The sequence below is a fragment of the Photobacterium sanguinicancri genome (genome assembly GCF_002265265.1).
Classification (GTDB): Bacteria; Pseudomonadota; Gammaproteobacteria; order Enterobacterales; family Vibrionaceae; genus Photobacterium; species Photobacterium sanguinicancri.
In genome coordinates this window covers 1-21,368 of record NZ_NOIF01000078.1, presented here as the reverse complement: position 1 = coordinate 21,368, position 21,368 = coordinate 1, and the positions used below count along the sequence as shown (strand labels likewise).

14 protein-coding genes and 6 tRNA genes are annotated in these 21,368 nt (G+C 45.0%); 12 read left to right on the top strand and 8 right to left on the bottom strand.

Annotated features, from left to right (window positions below; genetic code table 11):
• Positions 1 to 64 precede the first annotated feature (64 nt).
• From ASV53_RS13055 to ASV53_RS13020, 7 genes are all read left to right on the top strand, one after another.
• Positions 65 to 141, top strand: a tRNA-Pro gene (locus ASV53_RS13055).
• Positions 142 to 150: 9 nt separating this feature from the next.
• Positions 151 to 226: transfer RNA gene (locus ASV53_RS13050), tRNA-His, on the top strand.
• 53 nt (positions 227 to 279) lie between these two features.
• A tRNA-Pro gene (locus ASV53_RS13045) sits at positions 280 to 356 on the top strand.
• 1,018 nt (positions 357 to 1,374) lie between these two features.
• A complete protein-coding gene (locus ASV53_RS13035) occupies positions 1,375 to 3,093 on the top strand; it encodes a dipeptide ABC transporter ATP-binding protein (RefSeq protein ID WP_094957384.1) in 1,719 nt (572 codons plus the stop codon).
• A gap of 112 nt (positions 3,094 to 3,205) precedes the next feature.
• The gene (locus tag ASV53_RS13030; protein ID WP_094957383.1) at positions 3,206 to 4,765 is read left to right on the top strand and encodes an ABC transporter substrate-binding protein; all 1,560 of its coding nucleotides are present in this window, start codon (positions 3,206 to 3,208) and stop codon (positions 4,763 to 4,765) included.
• Positions 4,766 to 4,866: 101 nt separating this feature from the next.
• Positions 4,867 to 5,844, top strand: a complete 978-nt coding sequence (locus tag ASV53_RS13025) for an ABC transporter permease (RefSeq protein WP_094957382.1) — start codon at positions 4,867 to 4,869, stop codon at positions 5,842 to 5,844.
• A 3-nt stretch (positions 5,845 to 5,847) separates the two neighbouring features.
• The gene (locus tag ASV53_RS13020; RefSeq protein ID WP_094957381.1) at positions 5,848 to 6,789 is read left to right on the top strand and encodes an ABC transporter permease; all 942 of its coding nucleotides are present in this window, start codon (positions 5,848 to 5,850) and stop codon (positions 6,787 to 6,789) included.
• A gap of 95 nt (positions 6,790 to 6,884) precedes the next feature.
• On the opposite strand, the gene ASV53_RS13015 is transcribed toward ASV53_RS13020, so the two are convergent.
• Positions 6,885 to 8,270: a hypothetical protein gene (locus ASV53_RS13015; protein WP_094957380.1), complete on the bottom strand. Its 1,386-nt coding sequence runs from the start codon at positions 8,268 to 8,270 to the stop codon at positions 6,885 to 6,887.
• Between the two features lie 408 nt (positions 8,271 to 8,678).
• Between ASV53_RS13015 and ASV53_RS13010 the strand changes: the two genes are divergently transcribed.
• Positions 8,679 to 8,755, top strand: a tRNA-Asp gene (locus ASV53_RS13010).
• A 272-nt stretch (positions 8,756 to 9,027) separates the two neighbouring features.
• On the opposite strand, the gene ASV53_RS13005 is transcribed toward ASV53_RS13010, so the two are convergent.
• Both ASV53_RS13005 and ilvY read right to left on the bottom strand, forming a co-directional pair.
• Positions 9,028 to 10,233 (bottom strand): Rossmann-fold NAD(P)-binding domain-containing protein, encoded by a 1,206-nt coding sequence (locus ASV53_RS13005; protein ID WP_094957379.1) that lies wholly within the window; start codon positions 10,231 to 10,233, stop codon positions 9,028 to 9,030.
• A gap of 35 nt (positions 10,234 to 10,268) precedes the next feature.
• Positions 10,269 to 11,138 (bottom strand): HTH-type transcriptional activator IlvY, encoded by an 870-nt coding sequence (ilvY, locus tag ASV53_RS13000; RefSeq protein WP_062688436.1) that lies wholly within the window; start codon positions 11,136 to 11,138, stop codon positions 10,269 to 10,271.
• Positions 11,139 to 11,267: 129 nt separating this feature from the next.
• Here ilvY and ilvC point away from each other — a divergent pair, with 129 nt between their 5' ends.
• Positions 11,268 to 12,752, top strand: a complete 1,485-nt coding sequence (gene ilvC / locus ASV53_RS12995; protein WP_094957378.1) for a ketol-acid reductoisomerase — start codon at positions 11,268 to 11,270, stop codon at positions 12,750 to 12,752.
• A gap of 180 nt (positions 12,753 to 12,932) precedes the next feature.
• Here the strand turns inward: ilvC and ubiK are convergent, their stop codons facing one another.
• The 4 genes from ubiK to ASV53_RS12975 form a co-directional block, all read right to left on the bottom strand.
• Positions 12,933 to 13,205: a ubiquinone biosynthesis accessory factor UbiK gene (gene ubiK, locus ASV53_RS12990; RefSeq protein WP_062688170.1), complete on the bottom strand. Its 273-nt coding sequence runs from the start codon at positions 13,203 to 13,205 to the stop codon at positions 12,933 to 12,935.
• 127 nt (positions 13,206 to 13,332) lie between these two features.
• The gene (locus tag ASV53_RS12985; protein WP_062688171.1) at positions 13,333 to 16,449 is read right to left on the bottom strand and encodes a multidrug efflux RND transporter permease subunit; all 3,117 of its coding nucleotides are present in this window, start codon (positions 16,447 to 16,449) and stop codon (positions 13,333 to 13,335) included.
• A gap of 12 nt (positions 16,450 to 16,461) precedes the next feature.
• Complete coding sequence (locus tag ASV53_RS12980; protein WP_094957377.1) at positions 16,462 to 17,568, bottom strand: efflux RND transporter periplasmic adaptor subunit; 1,107 nt, start codon at positions 17,566 to 17,568, stop codon at positions 16,462 to 16,464.
• A 28-nt stretch (positions 17,569 to 17,596) separates the two neighbouring features.
• Positions 17,597 to 18,163 (bottom strand): TetR/AcrR family transcriptional regulator, encoded by a 567-nt coding sequence (locus ASV53_RS12975; RefSeq protein WP_094957376.1) that lies wholly within the window; start codon positions 18,161 to 18,163, stop codon positions 17,597 to 17,599.
• A gap of 212 nt (positions 18,164 to 18,375) precedes the next feature.
• Here ASV53_RS12975 and rep point away from each other — a divergent pair, with 212 nt between their 5' ends.
• A complete protein-coding gene (gene rep / locus ASV53_RS12970; RefSeq protein WP_094957375.1) occupies positions 18,376 to 20,391 on the top strand; it encodes a DNA helicase Rep in 2,016 nt (671 codons plus the stop codon).
• Positions 20,392 to 20,475: 84 nt separating this feature from the next.
• Here the strand turns inward: rep and ASV53_RS12965 are convergent, their stop codons facing one another.
• Positions 20,476 to 20,883, bottom strand: coding sequence for a c-type cytochrome (locus tag ASV53_RS12965; RefSeq protein ID WP_094957374.1), 408 nt, complete (start codon positions 20,881 to 20,883; stop codon positions 20,476 to 20,478).
• Positions 20,884 to 21,173: 290 nt separating this feature from the next.
• Here ASV53_RS12965 and ASV53_RS12960 point away from each other — a divergent pair.
• Together ASV53_RS12960 and ASV53_RS12955 are read left to right on the top strand one after the other, a co-directional pair.
• Positions 21,174 to 21,250, top strand: a tRNA-Arg gene (locus ASV53_RS12960).
• Positions 21,251 to 21,293: 43 nt separating this feature from the next.
• A tRNA-His gene (locus ASV53_RS12955) sits at positions 21,294 to 21,366 on the top strand.
• The last annotated feature ends 2 nt before the right edge of the window (positions 21,367 to 21,368 follow it).

Sequence of the window (21,368 nt, the reverse complement as noted above, 5' to 3'; positions counted from 1 at the left end):
CATATTTAGGAAATTGATGTTATCATCAGTTTTCACAGTCTTTTCGACTTAAAACAGATTTCGTCGGTGAATAGCGCAGCTTGGTAGCGCATCTGGTTTGGGACCAGAGGGTCGGGGGTTCGAATCCCTCTTCACCGACCACTTACAATGGTGGCTATAGCTCAGTTGGTAGAGTCCCGGATTGTGATTCCGGTTGTCGCGGGTTCAAGCCCCGTTAGCCACCCCATATTCAGGTAATGTTTTACATTCCCTTGGCACTGTAAGAGCCTAAAACTTGTTCGGTGAATAGCGCAGCTTGGTAGCGCATCTGGTTTGGGACCAGAGGGTCGGGGGTTCGAATCCCTCTTCACCGACCATCATTTAAAAGCCTCGTCGAAAGACGAGGCTTTTTTCGTATGTGCGAAATAAAATTTGTTTGGTAACGGATCCGNGTTTGATTGCCATATAAGCATGGGTCGGGGGTTCCCTGATGTTCAACGCCCGCTCTTCACCGACCATCATTTGAAAGCCTCGTCGAAAGACGAGGCTTTTTTCGTATGTGCGAAATAAAATTTGTTTGGTAACGGATCNGNGTTTGATTGCCATATAAGCATGGGTCGGGGGTTCCCTGATGTTCAACGCCCGCTCTTCACCGACCATCATTTGAAAGCCTCGTCGAAAGACGAGGCTTTTTTGTATGTGTGTCCCGTCCTGAAATGTGTTTGCTAGCAGATCTGCACTTGATCGCCATAAAGCTAAGCGTGGGTCGAGAGGGCCCTGATATTCAACGCCTGCTCTTTACCGACTACTATTTGAAAGCCTCGTTGAAAGATGAGGCTTTTTGTTGCCGATATCTAAGGGAGTTACTTAATGCTCAGGAGTCATCAACGCTATTTTTTTCCCATCGTGGGCGCGGAAAAGATCGACTTCCGCTACAAGACCCTAAAATTAGTAAGTGTAATTGACTGCAAAAAAGGATGAAGCGCAGAGATAGATATGGATTACTTAAAGAAAAGCGCATTAATACACCAGATAAAAGAGAGGGTGCAGCATTTGTTGTGAGGTTGTTAATGCTGGTGTGGTTGGAATCTCTGTTTTATGCATTGGTGGTTTTTAAAATAAAATGGATTCATTAGCGTTATATCTTGCTATGAGCTTATTATAAGCGGCACGTTTGATTGATGAGGTTTGTTTTGGTGTGCTTGCTTTTGTGTTTGAATTGATTTTTTATTCGATATTATGACTAGTGATCAGTTTTTTTGCTTGTTTTGTTGCTTTTCTGTGAAATCTTTGACAGATTGATGGGCGTACAAATGTCCAGCTATTTGTACTGAAAATGAATGGATTCAGTTTTTCAGACAGGGCAGAAAGCTGCCAAGCAGTCGAGGTCTGGTAATGGCGTTATTAGAAGTAAAAAATCTCCGCATCGAATACCCATCCCGTCATGGTATACATGCCGCAGTAAAATCACTGTCGTTTTCGATAGACCGTGGTGAAATTGTGGGTGTCGTTGGTGAGTCAGGTGCAGGTAAATCCACAGTCGGAAATGCTGTGATTGATCTGCTAAGTCCTCCCGGGAACATTGCCAGTGGCGATGTCTTTCTGGATGGAGAGCAAATCTCGGGATTAAGCTCAGAGGCAATGCGTAAAATACGTGGGTCGAAAATTGGATTTATTTTCCAAGATCCAATGACGTCGCTTAATCCTCTGTTCACCGTTGAGCAGCAACTGACAGAAACAATTCTAACGAATTTGAATGTGAGCGCAAAAGAGGCTTATACCCGTGCCATTAATTTGATGGATCAAGTGGGTATACCTGAACCTGAATTGCGCATTAAACAATATCCGCATCAGTTTTCAGGCGGCATGCGACAGCGTGTTGTTATCGCGATAGCCTTATCAGGTGAGCCTGATTTAATTATTGCTGATGAACCAACCACCGCATTAGATGTTTCCATCCAAGACCAAATTCTTACCCTGATCCGCGACTTATGTATTAAGAAAAATGTCGGCTGTATGTTGGTCACCCATGATATGGGGGTCGTGTCTAATGTGACGGATCGCGTGGCGGTGATGTATCGCGGTGATTTGGTTGAAATCGGCACTACAGAGCAAGTGCTTGGTCGTCCGAATCACCCTTATACCCAGAGTCTTATTTCAGCAGTACCGCGCTCTGATGTTAAATTAGACCGCTTCCCACTAGTGAACTATATCGAAGAAGCACAAGAGCTGACTCAATTAGATGTGAAAAATCACTGGCTAGGGCAAAGTGAAGATCAGCGCAGCTACACCGGCGCGTTACTGCAAGTTAAAAACGTTAATCTACGTTTTACGACCAAAGACTCATTCTTTGAAAGTCGCCGAGAGTATGTACAAGCCTCCAACAATGTCAGCTTTGATATCACCGAAGGTGAAACCTTTGGGCTGGTAGGTGAATCCGGTTCAGGTAAATCAACCATTGCTCGCGTGATTGCGGGTTTGTATTCGCCGAACTCGGGAACGGTTGTGTTTGAAGGTATTGATCTCACCGCGCTCAAAAGTGAAAAAGAGCGTCGCCCGTTGCGCCGTCAGATGCAGATGGTATTCCAGAATCCGTATTCTTCAATGAATCCGCGAATGAAGATTTTCGACATTATCGCCGAGCCTATCCGTTTCCATAAGCTAACCGATAGCGAAGCGCAGACACGCCAAATTGTCCACGATCTTCTTGACCATGTTGGTCTTGGTCGTGCCGCCAGTGTGAAATACCCACATGAATTCTCGGGCGGTCAGCGCCAACGTATTTCGATCGCTCGTGCGTTAGCAACCCGTCCGCGTTTGTTGATTTGTGATGAACCTACTTCTGCATTGGATGTGTCGGTACAAGCGCAGATTCTTAACTTACTTAAAGATCTGCAAGACGAACTTAACCTTACCATGCTGTTTATCAGTCATGATTTACCCGTTATTCGTCAGATGTGTGATCGTATTGGGGTGATGCAAAAAGGGACCCTGTTGGAAGTCTCACCAACCGAGCAGTTGTTTACCAATCCACAACATGAATACAGTCAGCACTTGATTTCGCTTATGCCTGAATTCAAAGGGATGAGCCAAGAAGGGCTGAAGCTCGCATAACAATTGGCGCTACTTGGTTGCGAGGGTTGCAACAAGAAGCGCGATAACAGCAATAACAATAAGCAAACACAATAGTAGAAGGGAGTGCGCTCCCTGCATAAAGGAGTATGCAATGAAAACCATTAAGAGCAAGCTGGCAGTCGCTTTAATGGCTGCAGGCCTAAGTTTTAGTGCAGCAGCAGCCGATATCAAAGTCGCTTATGATGCCGATCCTGTGTCGCTTGATCCGCATGAGCAACTATCAGGTGGTACGCTGCAATTGTCCCACATGGTGTTTGATCCTCTGGTTCGTTATACCCAAGATTTTGACTTTGAGCCGCGTTTGGCTGAGAGCTGGGAGCGTGTTGATGACAACACTTTCCGTTTCACTCTACGTAAAGGGGTGAAATTCCATTCTGGTAATACGCTAACAGCAGATGACGTGGTATGGACGTTCAACCGTTTAAAAGATTCGCCAGACTTTAAAGCGATCTTTGAACCGTACACCGAACTAAAAAAAGTGGATGACTACACGGTTGAGTTAGTCTCGAAAGGCTCTTACCCACTTGTGTTGCAAACCGCCACTTACATCTTCCCAATGGACAGCAAGTTCTACTCGGGTAAAACCGCCGATGGCCAAGATAAAGCTGAACTGGTGAAGCACGGTAACTCGTTTGCATCAACCAATGTATCTGGAACAGGTCCGTTTATTGTGACGGCGCGTGAGCAAGGCGTGAAGGTAGACTTCGAGCGCTTTGATGGCTACTGGGATACCGAATCAAAAGGTAACGTTGATAAGCTAACACTGGTGCCGATCAAAGAAGATGCGACCCGCGTCGCTGCGCTACTGTCTGGTGGTGTGGATATGATTGCTCCTGTCGCACCGAATGATCACCAACGTGTGAAAAATGCCAAAGGCATCGATCTGGTGACGCTACCGGGTACGCGTATCATCACTTTCCAAATGAACCAAAACAGTAACGAAGCCTTAAAAGATGTGCGTGTACGCCAAGCGATTGTGCATGCGATCAATAACGAAGGTATCGTGAAGAAAATAATGAAAGGCTTCGCGACTGCAGCCGGTCAGCAAGGTCCGTCAGGTTACTCAGGCTACGATGCTGATCTTGTGCCTCGCTACGATCTGAAAAAAGCCAAAGCGCTGATGAAAGAAGCGGGTTACGAGAAAGGCTTCAAACTCACCATGATGGCACCAAACAATCGTTACGTGAACGATGCCAAAGTCGCGCAAGCGGCGGCAGCGATGCTGTCTAAGATCGGTATCAAGGTTGACCTAAAAACTCTGCCAAAAGCGCAATACTGGCCTGAGTTTGATGTGTGTGCTGCAGACATGATGATGATCGGTTGGCACTCAGATACTGAAGATTCCGCTAACTTCTCTGAATTCCTCACCATGACGCGTGATGAGAAAACGGGGAAAGGCCAGTACAACTGTGGTCACTACTCGAATGCAGAAATCGATAAGTTGGTGAACGATTCAAACGTTGAAACCGATCCAGCGAAACGTAATGCGATTCTGCAAAAAGTAGAAGCGACCTTGTATGAGGATGCTGCGTTTGTGCCACTGCACTGGCAAAATCTAGCATGGGGCGCAAGTGCTAACGTTCACATCAAACCGATCGTGAATGCAATGAACTTCCCTTACTTCGGCGACCTAGTGGTTGATGAAAAATAATGCTTTAACACGCAAGTTTAAGGCATAAGTAACAAAGTGTAGTACCAGTGCCGGAGCTACTCGCTTCGGCACTTTTTCAAGGATGAGAGAAGGGGCAGGGAATGTTTACGTTTCTGGTCAAGCGCCTGTTTCAGGCACTGATAGTGATGTTTGTGATCAGTCTGGTGGCATTTGCCATTCAGGATAACCTTGGCGACCCATTGCGCGAGCTGGTGGGGCAGTCTGTATCAGAAGCTGAACGTCAACAATTACGTGACGATCTAGGTCTTAACGACCCGTTTGTGACTAAATATAGCCGATTTTTGTCTAACGCCGTTCAAGGTGATTTAGGCACATCGTACTTTTTTAAGCGCCCAGCCGCAGAGGTGATCCTCGATAAGCTGGTCGCAACGCTAGAGCTGGTCTTTGGCGCCGCCATGATCATTATCGTGGTGTCGATCCCGCTCGGGGTGTATTCCGCGATTCATCCCAACAGCGTATTTACTAAAACCATCATGGCACTCAGCAGTGTCGGTATCTCTATTCCCGTTTTCCTTACCGCCATCATGCTGATGTATGTGTTCTCGATTGAATTAGGGTGGCTACCTTCGTATGGGCGGGGCGAAACCTATAACTTGTTAGGTTGGGAGTCAGGCTATTTCACCATCGATGGTCTCAAGCACTTGGTGTTACCTTGTGTGGCACTTGCCTCAATCATGTTGCCACTTTTCATTCGCTTAGTACGATCCGAAATGCTGGAAGCGCTGAGCTCTGAATACATTAAGTTTGCTAGAGCCAAAGGGTTATCGAGCAACAAAATCTATTACCAACATGCGTTAAAAAATACCATGCTGCCAGTACTGACTGTCGGCGGGGTGCAAATTGGTACCATGGTTGCATACACCATTTTGACAGAAACCGTGTTTCAGTGGCCGGGTACGGGGTTACTTTTCCTTGATGCGATTAACCGTGTTGATACGCCGTTGATCACCGCTTACGTCATCTTTGTTGGTCTGATTTTTGTGGTCACTAATACCATAGTCGATCTGCTATATGGCTTGGTGAATCCAACTGTGAACCTGACAGGTAAGGGAGAGTAAATCATGAATACTACGACTGTTGCCGCTCCTAGCCGTTGGGAGCGATTTAAAAATTCCGATATCGTGTACTACTTCCTAAAAGATAAAGTCGCGATGTTCAGCTTTGCATTATTTTTAACCTTTGCGAGTGCGGCTATTCTGGCCCCGTGGATTTCACCTACTGACCCTTATGATCTATCGACCATCGATATCATGGATTCAGAATTACCCCCATCGTGGATGGAAGAAGGTGATAGTCGCTTCTTGCTGGGTACGGATGATCAGGGCCGTGATATTTTCTCAACCATTCTTTATGGCTCGCGTTTGTCACTGACCATTGGTTTGCTCGCGGTCGGCCTGCAACTGATTTTAGGTGTCACGATTGGCTTGAGTGCAGGCTACTTTGGCGGCCGCATTGATAGCTTCTTGATGCGCTTTGCCGATGTCCAGCTGTCGTTCTCGACCATGATGGTCGCTATCATTGTTTCTGCGATTTTCCGAACGGTATTAGGCTCTGAACTGTTTAGCCAATATGCGGTGGTGATGCTGGTGGTGATTATTGGTATTGCCGAATGGCCGCAGTATGCGCGAACGGTGCGTGCCTCGGTATTGGCTGAGAAGAAGAAAGAATATGTTGAAGCCGCGCGCGTAATGGGTTTCCGTTCGCCGCGCATTATGTTCCGTCATATTCTACCGAACTGTTTGTCGCCAATCTTGGTGATCTCTACGGTACAGGTGGCTAATGCCATTATGTCGGAAGCGGCGTTATCGTTCCTTGGTTTAGGTTTACCTGTTGATCAGCCATCGCTCGGTTCACTGATCAGCATCGGTTTTAACTACATCTTCTCTGGTTCTTGGTGGATCACTGCTTTCCCAGGCTTGGTGCTGGTTACTTTAGTGCTGGTGATTAACTTGCTGGGTGATTGGTTACGTGATGTGTTCAATCCGAAGATTTATAAAGGCTAGGGCTCTCGAGTTTCATTTAAAATAAAAAGGCGGAATTCAGAAGGATTCCGCCTTTGCGCTAAGAGAGCGTAAGATCTTTATCTATCAATGATAAATTAAAGTTCACGTCCCCATTTTTCCATAATATTGTCAGCCATTGATTTGTCTTTAATTAATAAGCTGAAAGCACTTTTTTCCTTGTTTTGACTCTTTTCGTCTAGATTATTGACAGTCATAATGTTGTTATCTTTTGTCACTAGCATTAAGTTCATATCATTAAATTCAGTCGAACTTAACGCTAGCGTTTGTATTGTTCCAAAGTCACTATCGACAGTTTCTTTAACTTCCCAGTTTAAGGTGAAGTTCTCTTCTCCTGCTTCAACTACTGTCGCTGTTCCATCTTTGTGGAATGTCATGCTAGCCAGCATTGGGTCGGGTTTTTGAGTTGTGGAATCATCATCAAGGTAGTGCCAAGTTTGATCGACAAAGCTAGCATTAGTCATGTTTAATGCTTTGTAGTTGTCATTTAAGTTGACGGTTGTCCAGAAGTTAAGATCACCTTGTGGTGTAACAGCTAGAGAAGTGTTCTTTGAAATGTACACGAACTCTTCTTTGCTTGTTTCACCGTCTTCTATGTGGCTTAGCGTGTTGTTAACAACATTGTAAGGGGTGCTAAAGACATCGTTTTTATCATTTTCAAATGACAGCATACCATCTTTAAATGATAGCTCAGCAATACCTTCAACCGCAGCATAAGCATTGTTTAGGCTTGCCATGAAGAGAGTGCTGTCTTTGAGGTATGCATCAAGTGATGGGATAACATCTGTGCTGTTAGCTTTACCACTTTCATCAATTTCAATCACAATTGAATCTAGGTTATCGCCTGCGTTAACACTATCATTAATTGCGTTTTGGATAGTTTCGGTCGTTGTTGTCAGCTCTTTGGCGTCATTATCTTTAACACTTGGCGCTAGTTCATTGGATACACTACGCGCTAACAAGTGAACTTTTTTTGCTTCTTCATTGGTCGCTTTCATCGCTACGTAATCACCACTGATCACTTTAGCGTCTAAGTTAAGTTCTGTAGAAAGTTCTTCCATTGTTTTATTTTGAATTGAAGCCATTGTTGTAAATGGCGTTACCACTGTAGAACCTGCTTGAGCAATCAGCTCATAGCTATTGCCTAGTGTGCCCGCTTTATCACTATCTGTTGTTTTACCTGCGATAGCACGTGCGATGATAGGGTATTTAGCATCAGCTTCAGGGATAATTATTTCCCCTTTTGTGTTGGTTAGCGTAGTTAAAGCTTCACCTGCGTCACAGCTTTGATTGCTATTGCGATCGATACACACTTCAGCTTGCGATAAGTAGCCATCGATTACTTTAACTGTATTGCCAGTTACTGTGTTGTTATCGCTATCGTTGCTATCACTACCACCACAGCCAGAAAGAGTTAGTGCCGCTACCAATGACGCTGCTAATGCAGAATACTTAAATTGCATGGTTAATCCTTATTAAATGCATAATTAAACAATATGTAACTTGTAGTTATTGTTGTTGTTATTTATATAACGCGTGCATATACAGTAAGGATGAAAGTGGAAGCAAGATCTCAAAGTGAAATTCGTGAGCTAACGAGAGTTTTATTCGGAAAAAGCCACTGTAATGAATCTTGTTAATAACTTTAATGCCATGAAAGAATAGAGTTTTTTATAATTGCTTTTTTGGAGGAGAATGAAAAGTTATGCTGAAATGGATGTATTAAAAAGCCAGCATAATGAAATGACCCCCAATAGTTGGACAACCAATTATTGGGGGTCTTTTTTATGTCCAAATATAGTCGTGAATTAAAGCTTACTATTGCTAGGCAATATCTTCATGGAACAGCATCCAGCAGACAGCTATCTAGTGGAGCGGTAGTTCAGTTGGTTAGAATACCGGCCTGTCACGCCGGGGGTCGCGGGTTCGAGTCCCGTCCGCTCCGCCATTTATACTAAGCCCGAGTCTTACGACTTGGGCTTTTTTACGCCTGAAAGTTATGAAAGGTCTCGCTGAGCGGTCGTTCAGTTGGTTAGCCTCTTTACCTTGAAGGCGGCGGCCTATCACGCCGAGGGGCGCGCTGATTTTCGGTGTGGGAAGTCCCGTCCGCTCCGCCACTTATACTAAGCCCAAGTCTCACGACTTGGGCTTTTTTACGTCTAAAATTTATTAAAAAGCCCGCAGTGCAGGCTTGAATCGCGATAGTATTGCGGTCTCGGGTTAGCCGTAATTATAAAAGTGACGTAGCCAGCGTTCAGCAATCATAATTTCATCGGTCTCACTGAGCGCTTGAATACCAGCTGTAAAGCTATTTTCCTCTGCAAGGAGCTGTAATCCCGCCAGCATATGTGCCGCTTCAAATAGGTAGAGAGTTGGATCCCCCATGCCGGTTTTAAATGGCGTATTGGCAGACTCACCGCCAGCCAGTAAATAAATACTCTGCTTATTACGGGTATGATATTCACGAACTAATTTGTTGCCGCCAACTTCCACTAAAGCACCACTTTCAATTAACTCGGGTAAGCGTAGTTCATCGTCGGCTGAGGTGACTGTCGCAATGAAGACACTTTTATCGAGGCTGTCTAATAGGGCTTCAGGTAAAGCGCCATTCCCTGTGCAGCAGAACAGCATATTGCATTGACTCACTAATCTTTCGATTGAGCTGACTTGTACACCGTTACGGGGAAATTGGGTGAGCTTACGTGAATCTATGTCGGCGACCTGTATACAGCTAATCCCTTTACCTTTTAGGTATTGGATAACACCACGGCCAAGGTTTCCTGCACCAATGACACCGACTTTAAGAAATTCATCGTTATTGATCTTTAGGCCAAACTCTTCGCGGAGAATTTGGTCAGAATAATGAACGATACATTCTGATGCTTCGTAGTCGGCAGGCGCTTTGATACTGAGGTGAGAAACGGTCACTAGGGGTTTATCGAACGATTTGTTGAGATACTTATAGAGTCCGTTAGCGGTTAACTCTGTAATACCTACACATTGTTCTGAAAAGACTTGGCTAATATGCTCGATAGCATGGGAGAAGTAGCCACCATGATCGAGGATCAAAAATTGGCTGTCAGCACTGATCGACTGACGGATCAATGCCTCTGCTACTTGAGGATCTCTCAAGCTTTGTTTGTTGAAACGATCATCCACAATATTGCAGTGGGGAATCGTCTGGATCGTTTCCTTTAACGTTTGGTTTTGTTCGGCGGTGGCACTCTTCGGAATGAAAACAAGGCTATCAGCTAACTCGGCCAACACATTGATATAGGGAAGCGAACCTTCATAACAGTGCATGACTGAAAAAATAACCAAATTCGAAGGCGGCGTGTAATCCATCGAAATTTTTTTGAGGAAGGCATAACCCTTGTGGGCGAAAAAGTCAGAGTAATAGCTGTGAGTTAGTATTGGGCTTGGCATTACTGGGTTCCTTGTTGCCTGATGAGCATTGCCACTCAAAACAACTGTAATAAAGCATGAAGTAAGGGTTCTTGCTGACGACTTTGCTTACAACAAAGCCCAAGGTTCAGTGGCTCTATGTTCTCGTTATGGCATCGCTGAACTTTGTCACCCATAGGGCTATTGTCGATAACAACATCGGGGGCAATCCCGATGCCACACCCTAATGCTACCATGCTAACTATTGCTTCGTGCCCAGCAATTTGTGCATATATGTTTGGCTTTATTTTGTTTTGTTTTAGCCACTTATCAGCACGCTCTCGTGCAGGACCTGATTCAGGCAAAATAAAAGGAAGTGCCTGCCAATCTGGCCCATTGTTAAGGGATTTTTGTAATGCAGGCGGTGGGATCAGCGGTAAAATAACCGAGAGTGGTACTTTGTCTAATTCAATGAAGGTGAGCTTTTTAGGTAGCTGGAGCGGCTGTGCCGCAATCGCTATATCGACATCACCCGCAATGACCTTTTCAATGGCTTGAGCTGGATCACCGGTTGTCAGTTGAATTTCAACTTGTGGATACTGCAGCCTAAAGTCATGCAATATCTGTGGTAAATGGCTGTAGCTGGCTGTGACTGAGCAGAACAGCTTTAATTTACCTTGTAGTTGTTGCTGATCTTTATTGAGCTGTAATTTAAATTCCTGCCAACTACCGATAATCCCAGCCGCCACAGGGACAAATTTTTCACCGTTAGAGGTAAGTTCAACACTACGGTTATCTCGAAGAAATAGCGGTTGGCCAATATCATCTTCTAAACGTTGGATAATCCGACTCAATGCTGACGGGCTAATATGCATTGCTTGTGCGGTTTGGCTAAAGCTTTTTGAATCGCACAGATGCAAGAAAAACTGCAAATTTTTTATGTTCATCATCCATGTTGCATTTTTTGCAATAAGTTGTTGTGAATATATCACTTTAAGCAACAAAACACCTGATCTACTATCGAAGTATTCGACAACGATGTCGACCCAAGGATAAGTACTCACGGAGTTTGTGTTATGGCTAATTATTTCAACACCTTAAATCTACGCCAACAGCTAGACCAACTAGGCCGCTGCCGTTTTATGGATCGTGCTGAGTTTGCGACTGAAGCCGATTACCTTAAAGGTAAGAAGGTCGTTATTGTCGGTTGTGGTGCGCAAGGCTTAAACCAAGGTTTAAACATGCGTGATTCTGGTTTGGATGTGTCATACGCACTGCGTCAGGCTGCTATTGATGAACAACGCCAGTCGTACAAGAATGCCAAAGAGAACGGCTTTGTTGTTGGTAGCTATGAAACCTTGATCCCACAAGCGGATTTAGTGGTAAACCTAACGCCAGATAAACAGCATACTAATGTTGTGGAAACGGTGATGCCGCTAATGAAAGACGGCGCAGCGCTTGGTTATTCTCATGGCTTTAATATTGTTGAAGAGGGCATGCAAATTCGTCAGGATTTAACCGTTGTGATGGTTGCACCTAAGTGCCCTGGTACAGAAGTGCGTGAAGAGTATAAGCGTGGGTTTGGTGTTCCTACATTGATTGCTGTTCACCCAGAAAATGATCCAAAAGGCGAAGGGTGGGACATCGCGAAAGCATGGGCAGCAGGTACTGGAGGCCATCGCGCTGGTTGCCTAGAATCATCGTTTGTTGCTGAGGTTAAGTCTGATTTAATGGGCGAGCAAACTATTCTATGTGGCATGCTTCAAGCAGGCTCCATCGTGTGTTACGAGAAGATGGTTGCAGATGGTATTGCTCCAGAATATGCAGGCAAATTACTGCAATATGGTTGGGAAACCATTACTGAAGCCCTGAAGTTTGGTGGCATCACCCACATGATGGATCGCCTTTCAAACCCCGCGAAAGTGAAAGCATTTGAGCTATCTGAAGAGCTTAAAGAGCTAATGCGTCCGCTATACAACAAGCATATGGATGACATCATCACAGGCCACTTTTCATCAACCATGATGGCTGATTGGGCGAATGACGATGCAGAGCTATTAGGTTGGCGTGGTGAAACAGCTGAAACAGCATTTGAAAACTACCCAGATTCTGATATCGAAATTTCTGAGCAAGAATACTTTGATAACGGTATCGTGATGGTTGCGATGGTGCGTGCCGGTGTTGAACTGGCATTTGAAGCTATGACTGCATCAGGCATTATCGAAGAGTCGGCATACTACGAATCACTGCACGAGCTACCTTTGATCGCTAATACGATTGCACGTAAGCGTCTGTATGAGATGAATGTGGTGATCTCAGATACCGCTGAGTACGGTAATTACCTATTTGCAAACGTAGCAACACCATTACTTCGCGAGAAGTTTATGCCTGATGTTGATACCGATGTGATCGGTAAAGGTCTAGGCGAAACAAGTAATCATGTTGATAACCAAATTCTGATCGATGTGAATGAAGCTCTGCGCTCTCATCCGGTTGAGTGGATTGGCCAAGAGCTACGTGGGTACATGACGGATATGAAGCGTATCGCAGTTGGTGGCTAAATTGTCTTCTCTGTAGAGTTTATCCCTTTGTCGAAAATACTCATTTGCTAATCGCAAACTCCGTGTTTTCTCCTCGATATAAACTCTACAGCTTTGAAAATACATTTTAGGGATGTGACATCCAATAAAAAAGGCTTGGTCTGTGACCAAGCCTTTTGTGTTTGTAGCATAAACTGTAAATTAAGCGTCTTTTTCTTCTGCTGTTGTATCTGTTAGCTTTGCTTCTAACGCTGTAAGCTTTTGCTCCATCTCTGCCAGTTTTTGGCGAGTGCGTAGCAGGACTTGAGTTTGCACATCAAATTCTTCGCGGTTTACAACGTCTAGTTTACCTAGTTGTGCTTGAATAACCTGACGAACTTTCTGTTCAACGTCGTTACCCAGTTCTTTCACAGGTTGCGGCATTGATTCGTGAATCTGTTTAGCGACTTGTTCTAATTTCTTTGGATCGAACATAGCGAGGGCTCCGTAGCGACTAATCTTCGTTGTGGTTATTTTATGCAATGCGAGGCCGATTGTCGTGATCGAATCGCGAAAATAAAAGAGGCCGCACATGGCGGCCTCTTAATTTCAGAGTTGTTGCTTAGCAGTCTCGAGCTTTCAGTGCATTACGCGCTTCATCAGCTCGCTTTAGCTTTTCCAGATCTTTGTCCTCGACAAAGATTGGTAGCGGCTTATGGATACTTGCTAAGTAGGTGTAAATTACTGGCAGTACGAACAGGGTAAAGATAGTACCAATCGCTAGACCAGATACGATTACAATACCAATACTGAAACGTTGAGCCGCACCCGCACCTGTGGCGTAAAGCAGTGGGATCAAACCTGCAATCATCGCAGCTGTGGTCATCAGGATTGGTCGCAGACGTACTTTGGCTGCTTCCATTACTGCTGCCATACGGTCTTTCTTGTTGTGTAGCTGTTCTTCTTTAGCTACTTCACAAATCAAGATACCGTGCTTGGTGATCAGACCGATAAGGGTGATCAAGCCAACCTGCGAATAGATGTTCATCGAGGCTGCGCCCCATGCCAGTGCAATCAAGGCACCACAAATTGCCAATGGTACAGAAACCATGATAACCAGTGGGTCACGAACTGATTCAAACTGAATAGCCAATACCAAGAAGATAATTGCCAAAGCTAGTAAGAAAGTCGTGAATAGTGCGCTACCTTCGGTTACGAACTGACGCGCTTCACCCATAAAGTCATATTGATAGCCAGAAGGTAAGCTGCCAACAGCTTCTGTCTGGAACCAATTGATTGCATCACCCATAGCAGTACCTGGTGCTGGAACAGCACCAATCGTTGCGGAGTTTAGCTGGTTGAAGTGCGGAAGAGAGCGAGGCTCAGCAACCACATCAATAGTGATTAGGCTACCCAGTGGAATCGCTTCACCATCAGCAGTACGAACATAGTAGCCTTTGATTGATTCCGGGTTTAAGCGGTAACGACGCTCAACTTGTGGAATAACTTCGTACGAGCGGCCATTCAAGTCGATGCGGTTAACGTAACCATCGGCCATCATAGTACTCAGTGTTATACCAATATCTTGCATGGTTACGCCGTAAGCACCGGCTTTATCTTTATCGATATTGATCTTCATCGTTGCCGAGTCGTAGTTCAGATCAAGATCTGAGTACACGAACATCGGGTTTGTTTTCACATCACTAAGAATATCGGTCGCAACTTGGAATAAGCTCTCGAAGTGATTTGGTGTTGTGATAACAAATTGGATCGGAAGACCAGAACCTGCACCTGGTAGTTCAGGCATCTGGAATGCTGTTACAGCCATTTCAGGAATGTCTTTCACTAAGTCAGTTACGCGCTTCACAACTTCAGCTTGGCTTGTGTCACGCTCACTCCACGGCACCATAGAAGCAATACCGAAAGCTTGGTTTGAGTTCGGTACACCCGAGAATACTTGTGCAAACGCAACTTCGTCTTGCTCGGTTAGCATGCTGTTTACTTTCTGCATGGTGTTTTCGACGTAATCAAGGTTAGCCGTAGACGGCGCTGTACCCATCATCATCAATACACCTTTATCTTCTGCTGGTGCGAGTTCACTAGGAATGAACTTGAACAGCAAAGGAAGTGCAGTGAAAACAATCGCAGCAAGTACAAGAACCACTGGGCGCATTTTCATGATGCCGCCAAGCATTTTCTCGTAACGATTTGTCATGCGATCAAGGAAGCTATGCACGGTTGTTTCAAACTTGCTCGGCTTTTCATTAGCCTTCAGCATTTTTGAACACATCATCGGCGATAGTGTCAGTGCAATAATACCGGATACAAATACCGCACCCGCTAGCGTTAATGCGAACTCTTTAAATAATGAGCCCGTAATACCACCCATCATCGCGATTGGAGCATACACAGCACCAAGCGTTAAGGTCATTGCGATAACGGGTACCGCGATTTCACGTGTACCAATAATGGCGGCACGAAATGGCGATTCCCCTAGCTTAATGTGGCGATCGACGTTTTCTAGTACCACGATGGCATCATCAACTACTAGGCCGATAGCTAATACCATTGCCAGCAGTGTCATCAAGTTCCAAGAGAAACCAAAGACCTGCATCACCATAGCCACACCAATCAAAGACAGTGGGATAGTCACAATCGGAATGATTACTGCGCGGAACGAACCAAGGAACAGAGTGATAACCACAAGTACGATCAATGCCGCTTCAGCGATGGTCTTAATAACCTCGTTGATTGACTCGTTAATCGCAATAGTGGAGTCATACATGATGTTCATCTTGATGTTAGTTGGCAGGTTTTTCTCCAACTCAGGCAACAAATCAAGCACATCGGCAGCGATGTTTATTGGGTTAGCACTTGGTGCGGCGTTAATCGCAGCAACAACGGCTTCTTCACCATTGGCTGAGGCACGATACACATCGTGGCTCTTTTCTAGGCTCACATTCGCAATATCACCAAGGCGGATCACCTGACCTTTCTTAGTGGATACAACTAGCTTCTCTAGCTCATCGGTGTTGCTCACCTGGGTATCTGCTGTACCGTTGTACAGAACAAATTCACCCGTTGCTTGACCCGTCGCTGATTGGTAGTTGTTGGCGTTAAGCACTTGCATAACATCAGTTGCTGTTAGCTTGTATGCCGCCATTTTTGCAGGATCTAGCCATACGCGTAGTGCGTATTTCATACCACCATACAAGTCAACTTTAGACACACCGTTAACCGTGAATAGCTGCGGGTTGATAACACGCTCAAGGTAATCGGTGATCTGGCTTGATACTAACTCGTCACTGGTGAAACCAATGTACATTACCGCCGTCGTTGAGCCGGTAGACATAGTTACCGTTGGGTCTTCAGACTCTTTTGGTAGCTGTGAGCGTACAGAGTTGGTTTTCGCCAGAATATCAGCCAAGGCTGCATTCGGGTCTGTATTCAACTTCATGGTAACAGTAATGGTTGATTTACCCAGTACGGATGATGAAGTCATAAAGTCGATATTATCGGCTTGGGCGACTGCTTGTTCCAAAGGTTGCGTAATGAAACCTTGGATAAGATCGGCACTTGCACCGTAGTAACTAGTCGAAACGGTTACCACGGTATTGGTCATGTTCGGGTATTCTCGAACCTGCATCTTGAAGATAGCTTGCAGGCCGAGCAGCGCAATCAGAAAGCTGATTGATACTGCTAGAACAGGACGCTTAATAAAAACATCAGTAAAACGCATTAATCCTCCGGATTACAGCATCGGTGTTTCTGCTGGCGCGTTCAGTACATCACTTTCTACGATGTGTACTTTTGCGTCATTACTCAGACGTACTTGGCCAGAAGTCACAACTTGGTCACCGGCTTTTACACCATCCAAGATATGAACAACTTCACCTTTACGCTCACCCACTTTAATAACAGATTGACGAACACGTAGATCACCGTTTTCGTCTTTGTTCACCAAGTACACATTGTCACCGTATAGGGTGTATGTGATTGCTGTTTGTGGCAGTACCATTTGGTTTTCAAGTGTTGGTAGGATGATGTGAGCACGTGCAAACATACCACTACGTAGGCGGCCAGCATTGTTTGGAATATCAGCTTGAACTTGGATTAAGCCACTTTGGAAGTTAACAGCAGGTTCAATCGCACTGATTTGACCAGTAAATGACGCTTCCGGGTAAGAGTCCACGAAGATTTCCATTTTCTGACCAAGGTGAATATCAGAGATATCCGTTTGTGGCACAGTAAAACGTAGTTTCATTAGCGTGGTATCTTCCAAGCGAACAATGTCGTTGCTTGGTTGAATGTATTGGCCTAGGAACACGTTACGTAGACCAACAACGCCATCGAATGGGGCCTGGATGTGGCGACGATCGATGGTTGCTTTTTGGCTTTCAATATCCGCACTAAGCGAGAAATAACTCGCTTCTGCATCATCGTAAGCTTCTTTAGAGATAGAGCCTTTTTTGTATAGACCTTGGTAGCGAATGTACTTAGCTTTAGCGGCGGGTAAACGCGCTTCTTTACTCTTTAAGTTGGCTTTTTCAACATCAGAATCAAGCGCAACCAGTTGTTGGCCTTTCTTAACAGTGACACCAGAATCAAAGTCGATACTTTGAATCACACCTGATACTTCCGATGTTATGGTCACGCCTTGATTTGGCTCGATAAAACCAATGGCTTCAATCGCTGGAGTCCAGTTTGATGGTGTTGTATCAACCACAGTTACTGGAAAATCAGGTTCAGGCATGTTGGCCATGTATTCTGCTATTTTCTGTTGTTTAAACAGATTGAAGCCAATTACTGTACCGAACAGCAGTACCGCAATTAATAGCATCACTATCCATTTTTTCATTTTATGGTGTGCTCCGGAGTCTCGTTTATTAATGCTTGGTTATTGCGTCCCAACAGGCTTCGATAGTGGCTTCTAAAGCTTCATCGCTGACGGTTGCAACGCCTTTAACATGTTTGCGCGCTAGGCAGGCGCTTGGTTCTAGCCCTAGAGTGCTTAAGATTTCATTATCTAAATCTTTAAACAGCCCACTGGCTTTTCCCTGTTCAAACATGATGTCTACTTTCGCGAACATTCTTTTCTCTAACTGCCGTTGTTCAGGACTATTCCGGCGAGGTAGATTTTCAAATTGTCCACGATTGATTAAAGGGGCATCACCATGACTGGCCATGCCCCAAATATTTAGCCACATGGTACGAAACTGCTGTTTCAGTGGCATATCGTCACTTACGTTGGCTGTTAACTTTCCGGCAACATAGCCTAGGATGTGATCATGTAATTGGTATAACAAATCATCTTTATCTTCGAAGTAACGATAGATAGTTCCTGCGGCCACTTTTGCTTCTTTAGCAACCATTTGCATCGACAGACCATGGAAACCATACTCTGCGAGCAGCTTCTCTGTTGCTTGCAAAATGCGCTCTTTTTTATCACTCATTGGCAAATTAGGTTCTTAAAAATGTAAATAAAGGTAATGAATGAATGTTCATTCCGATATTGTAGATAATGAATGATTGAGTGCAAGCATTTTAATTCGCCAATAAGACCTATTTTGCTTTTTGCAATGCTGACTTGCGAGTCAAACTACAACCGTTAAAATGCAGTAGCAGGTGCGAACTTGATCACACTACGACCATTTAGGATAGGCTCATGAAACTGAACCCACGGCAAACAGAAGCAGTTAAGTACATCGCGGGGCCTTGTTTGGTTCTGGCAGGTGCTGGCTCAGGTAAAACACGGGTTATTACTAATAAAATTGCTTACTTGGTTCAGCATTGTGATTACAAGGCGCGAAACATAGCTGCACTGACATTTACCAATAAAGCCGCCCGTGAGATGAAGGAGCGTGTGAGCCAAACCTTAGGTAAGAAGGAAGCCAAAGGTTTGATGGTCTCAACGTTTCACCGATTAGGGTTGGATATTGTGCGCCGTGAGCACAAGGCGTTGGGGATCAAAGCTAGCTTTTCTCTCTTCGATGACCAAGATCAGATGGCGCTATTAAAAGAGCTGACAGACGAAGAGCTCGACGGTGACAAAGATTTGCTCAAGCAGCTGCAATCAACGATATCTAACTGGAAAAATGACATGCTGTCGCCAGCGGAAGCGCAGGCACATGCTCAATCAGAACGTGATCAGTTGTTTGCCCATTGCTATGAGATGTATCAGCGTCAGATGAAAGCGTATAACGCTCTCGATTTTGATGATCTGATCTTAATGCCAGTATTATTACTGCGTGATAACAAAGAAGTGCGTGATCGCTGGCAGAATAAAATTCGCTATTTATTGGTGGATGAATATCAAGATACCAATACCAGCCAGTATATTTTTGTGAAATTGCTGGTGGGTGAGCGTTCGCGTTTTACTGTCGTTGGTGATGATGATCAATCTATCTACTCATGGCGTGGTGCACAGCCAGAGAATTTGGTGTTGTTGAATAAAGACTTCCCAAGCCTGCGTGTGATCAAACTAGAGCAGAACTACCGCTCGACCAGCCGTATTTTACGTACTGCCAATATCTTAATTGCTAATAATCCGCATATCTTTGAGAAAGCGCTGTTTTCCGAAATCCCTGATGGCGAATTTTTAAAAGTCATTACCGCGAAAAATGAAGAGCATGAAGCGGAGAAAGTGGTCGGTGAATTGATTGCTCATCGCTTCTTAAACAACACCCAATACAAAGACTATTCTATTTTGTACCGTGGTAATCATCAGTCACGTTTGTTTGAAAAAGCCCTGATGCAAAACCGGATTCCGTACAAAATATCAGGCGGTACCTCGTTCTTTTCACGAGCCGAAATCAAAGACATGATGGCGTACTTACGCCTGCTCACTAACCAAGATGACGATAATGCATTCTTGCGTGTTGTGAATACCCCACGTCGTGAAATCGGCCCTGTCACGCTAGAAAAGTTGGGTACTTACGCCAACATGCGTGGAAAAAGCCTATTTGCTGCCAGTTTTGAAATGGGATTAGAGCAGCACCTAACAGGGCGTGGACTGGAATCATTACAGCGTTTTACCCGTTGGGTGGTTGAGTTGGCGGATAACGCAGAACGTGGCGATACAGTTGCTGCGGTACGTCAGCTGGTACGTGATATTCACTATGAGGATTGGCTGTACGAAACGTCGCCAAGCCCGAAGGCAGCGGAAATGCGGATGAAGAACGTTTCTGACTTGTACAGTTGGGTCACGGCTGACCTTGAAGGTGATAACTACGATCAGGAAGTAAAAAACCTGAAAGAAGTGGTGCAGCGCTTAACATTACGCGACATGATGGAACGCGGCGAGGATGATGAGGATGCGGATCAAGTCCAATTGATGACGTTGCATGCCTCAAAAGGCTTGGAGTTTCCATATGTGTACCTTGTGGGGGCTGAAGAGGGCATTTTGCCGCACCAGACCAGTGTTGATGAAGACAATGTCGAAGAAGAACGTCGTTTAGCGTATGTGGGTATCACTCGTGCGCAAAAAGAGCTGACATTTACTTTGTGCAAGGAACGTCGTCAGTATGGTGAGTTGATTAAGCCAGAGCCGAGCCGCTTCTTGTATGAACTGCCACAAGATGATTTACAGTGGGAGAGTGACAAGCCGCCAGTGACACAGCAAGAGCGAATGCAAAAAGGCCAAGCACATATTGCGAACATTCGCGCCATGTTTAAGAAATAGCGGTGTGATACAAATAATAAAAAGGGTTGATACTTTGTATCAACCCTTTTTGCTTTTAGATTAAATGGTAGGGAAATAAGCCCGTTACAGCCCTTCAATCATGTGATTGATTGCTGCAACGATCTCGTCGTCGCTACAGTCCATGCAAGAACCTTTAGCTGGCATGGCATTAAAGCCGTTAACCGCGTGGTCGGTTAGCACGTCCATGCCTTTGGCAAGGCGAGGGCTCCAATCGCCCGCATCACCTAGCTTAGGCGCGCTCATAACGCCTGTACCGTGGCATGCAATACAAAAGGTACCGTAGACAGTATTGCCATCACGCGGACCTGCCGCAACGACGACAGCAGGGGTATCGCCTTCTAAATACACAGACCCAACGGGTTTAATGCGTTCTGCGATAGCCTCGTCCGACATATCAGCTGCCATCGCTGAACCGGCAACGCTAACTGCTGCAATTGCAGCAACCAATAGTTGTCGTAGAGATAATTCCATTGAGCTCACCTTACACTTCCAGTTTATTTGTGATTGTCACAGCCGTCTTGTCGTAAATTTTTATAATCGAACTGTTGAGACAAGGCGATGATTATGTACAGAATGTTTAAAATGTAACACTCAAGTGATTATATCGCCTAAATTTGTTGTGTGAAACTAGCAAGCCGCGTTTGTATGATACGAATCAACCTCACTTTGGCTATATTTAGAGCGAACGGAAAAAAAGTTTAAAAAAAGACTAGACGCCGAGGGGTCATATCCGTAATATTCGACTCCGCCGATAGGGCAAGGCGCCCGTAGCTCAGCTGGATAGAGCGTTGGCCTCCGGAGCCAAAGGTCGAAGGTTCGAATCCTTTCGGGCGCACCATCCGGTTGAAAAATTTGGCAAAGATACACAGTAACAAACAGTGGTGGCTATAGCTCAGTTGGTAGAGTCCCGGATTGTGATTCCGGTTGTCGCGGGTTCAAGCCCCGTTAGCCACCCC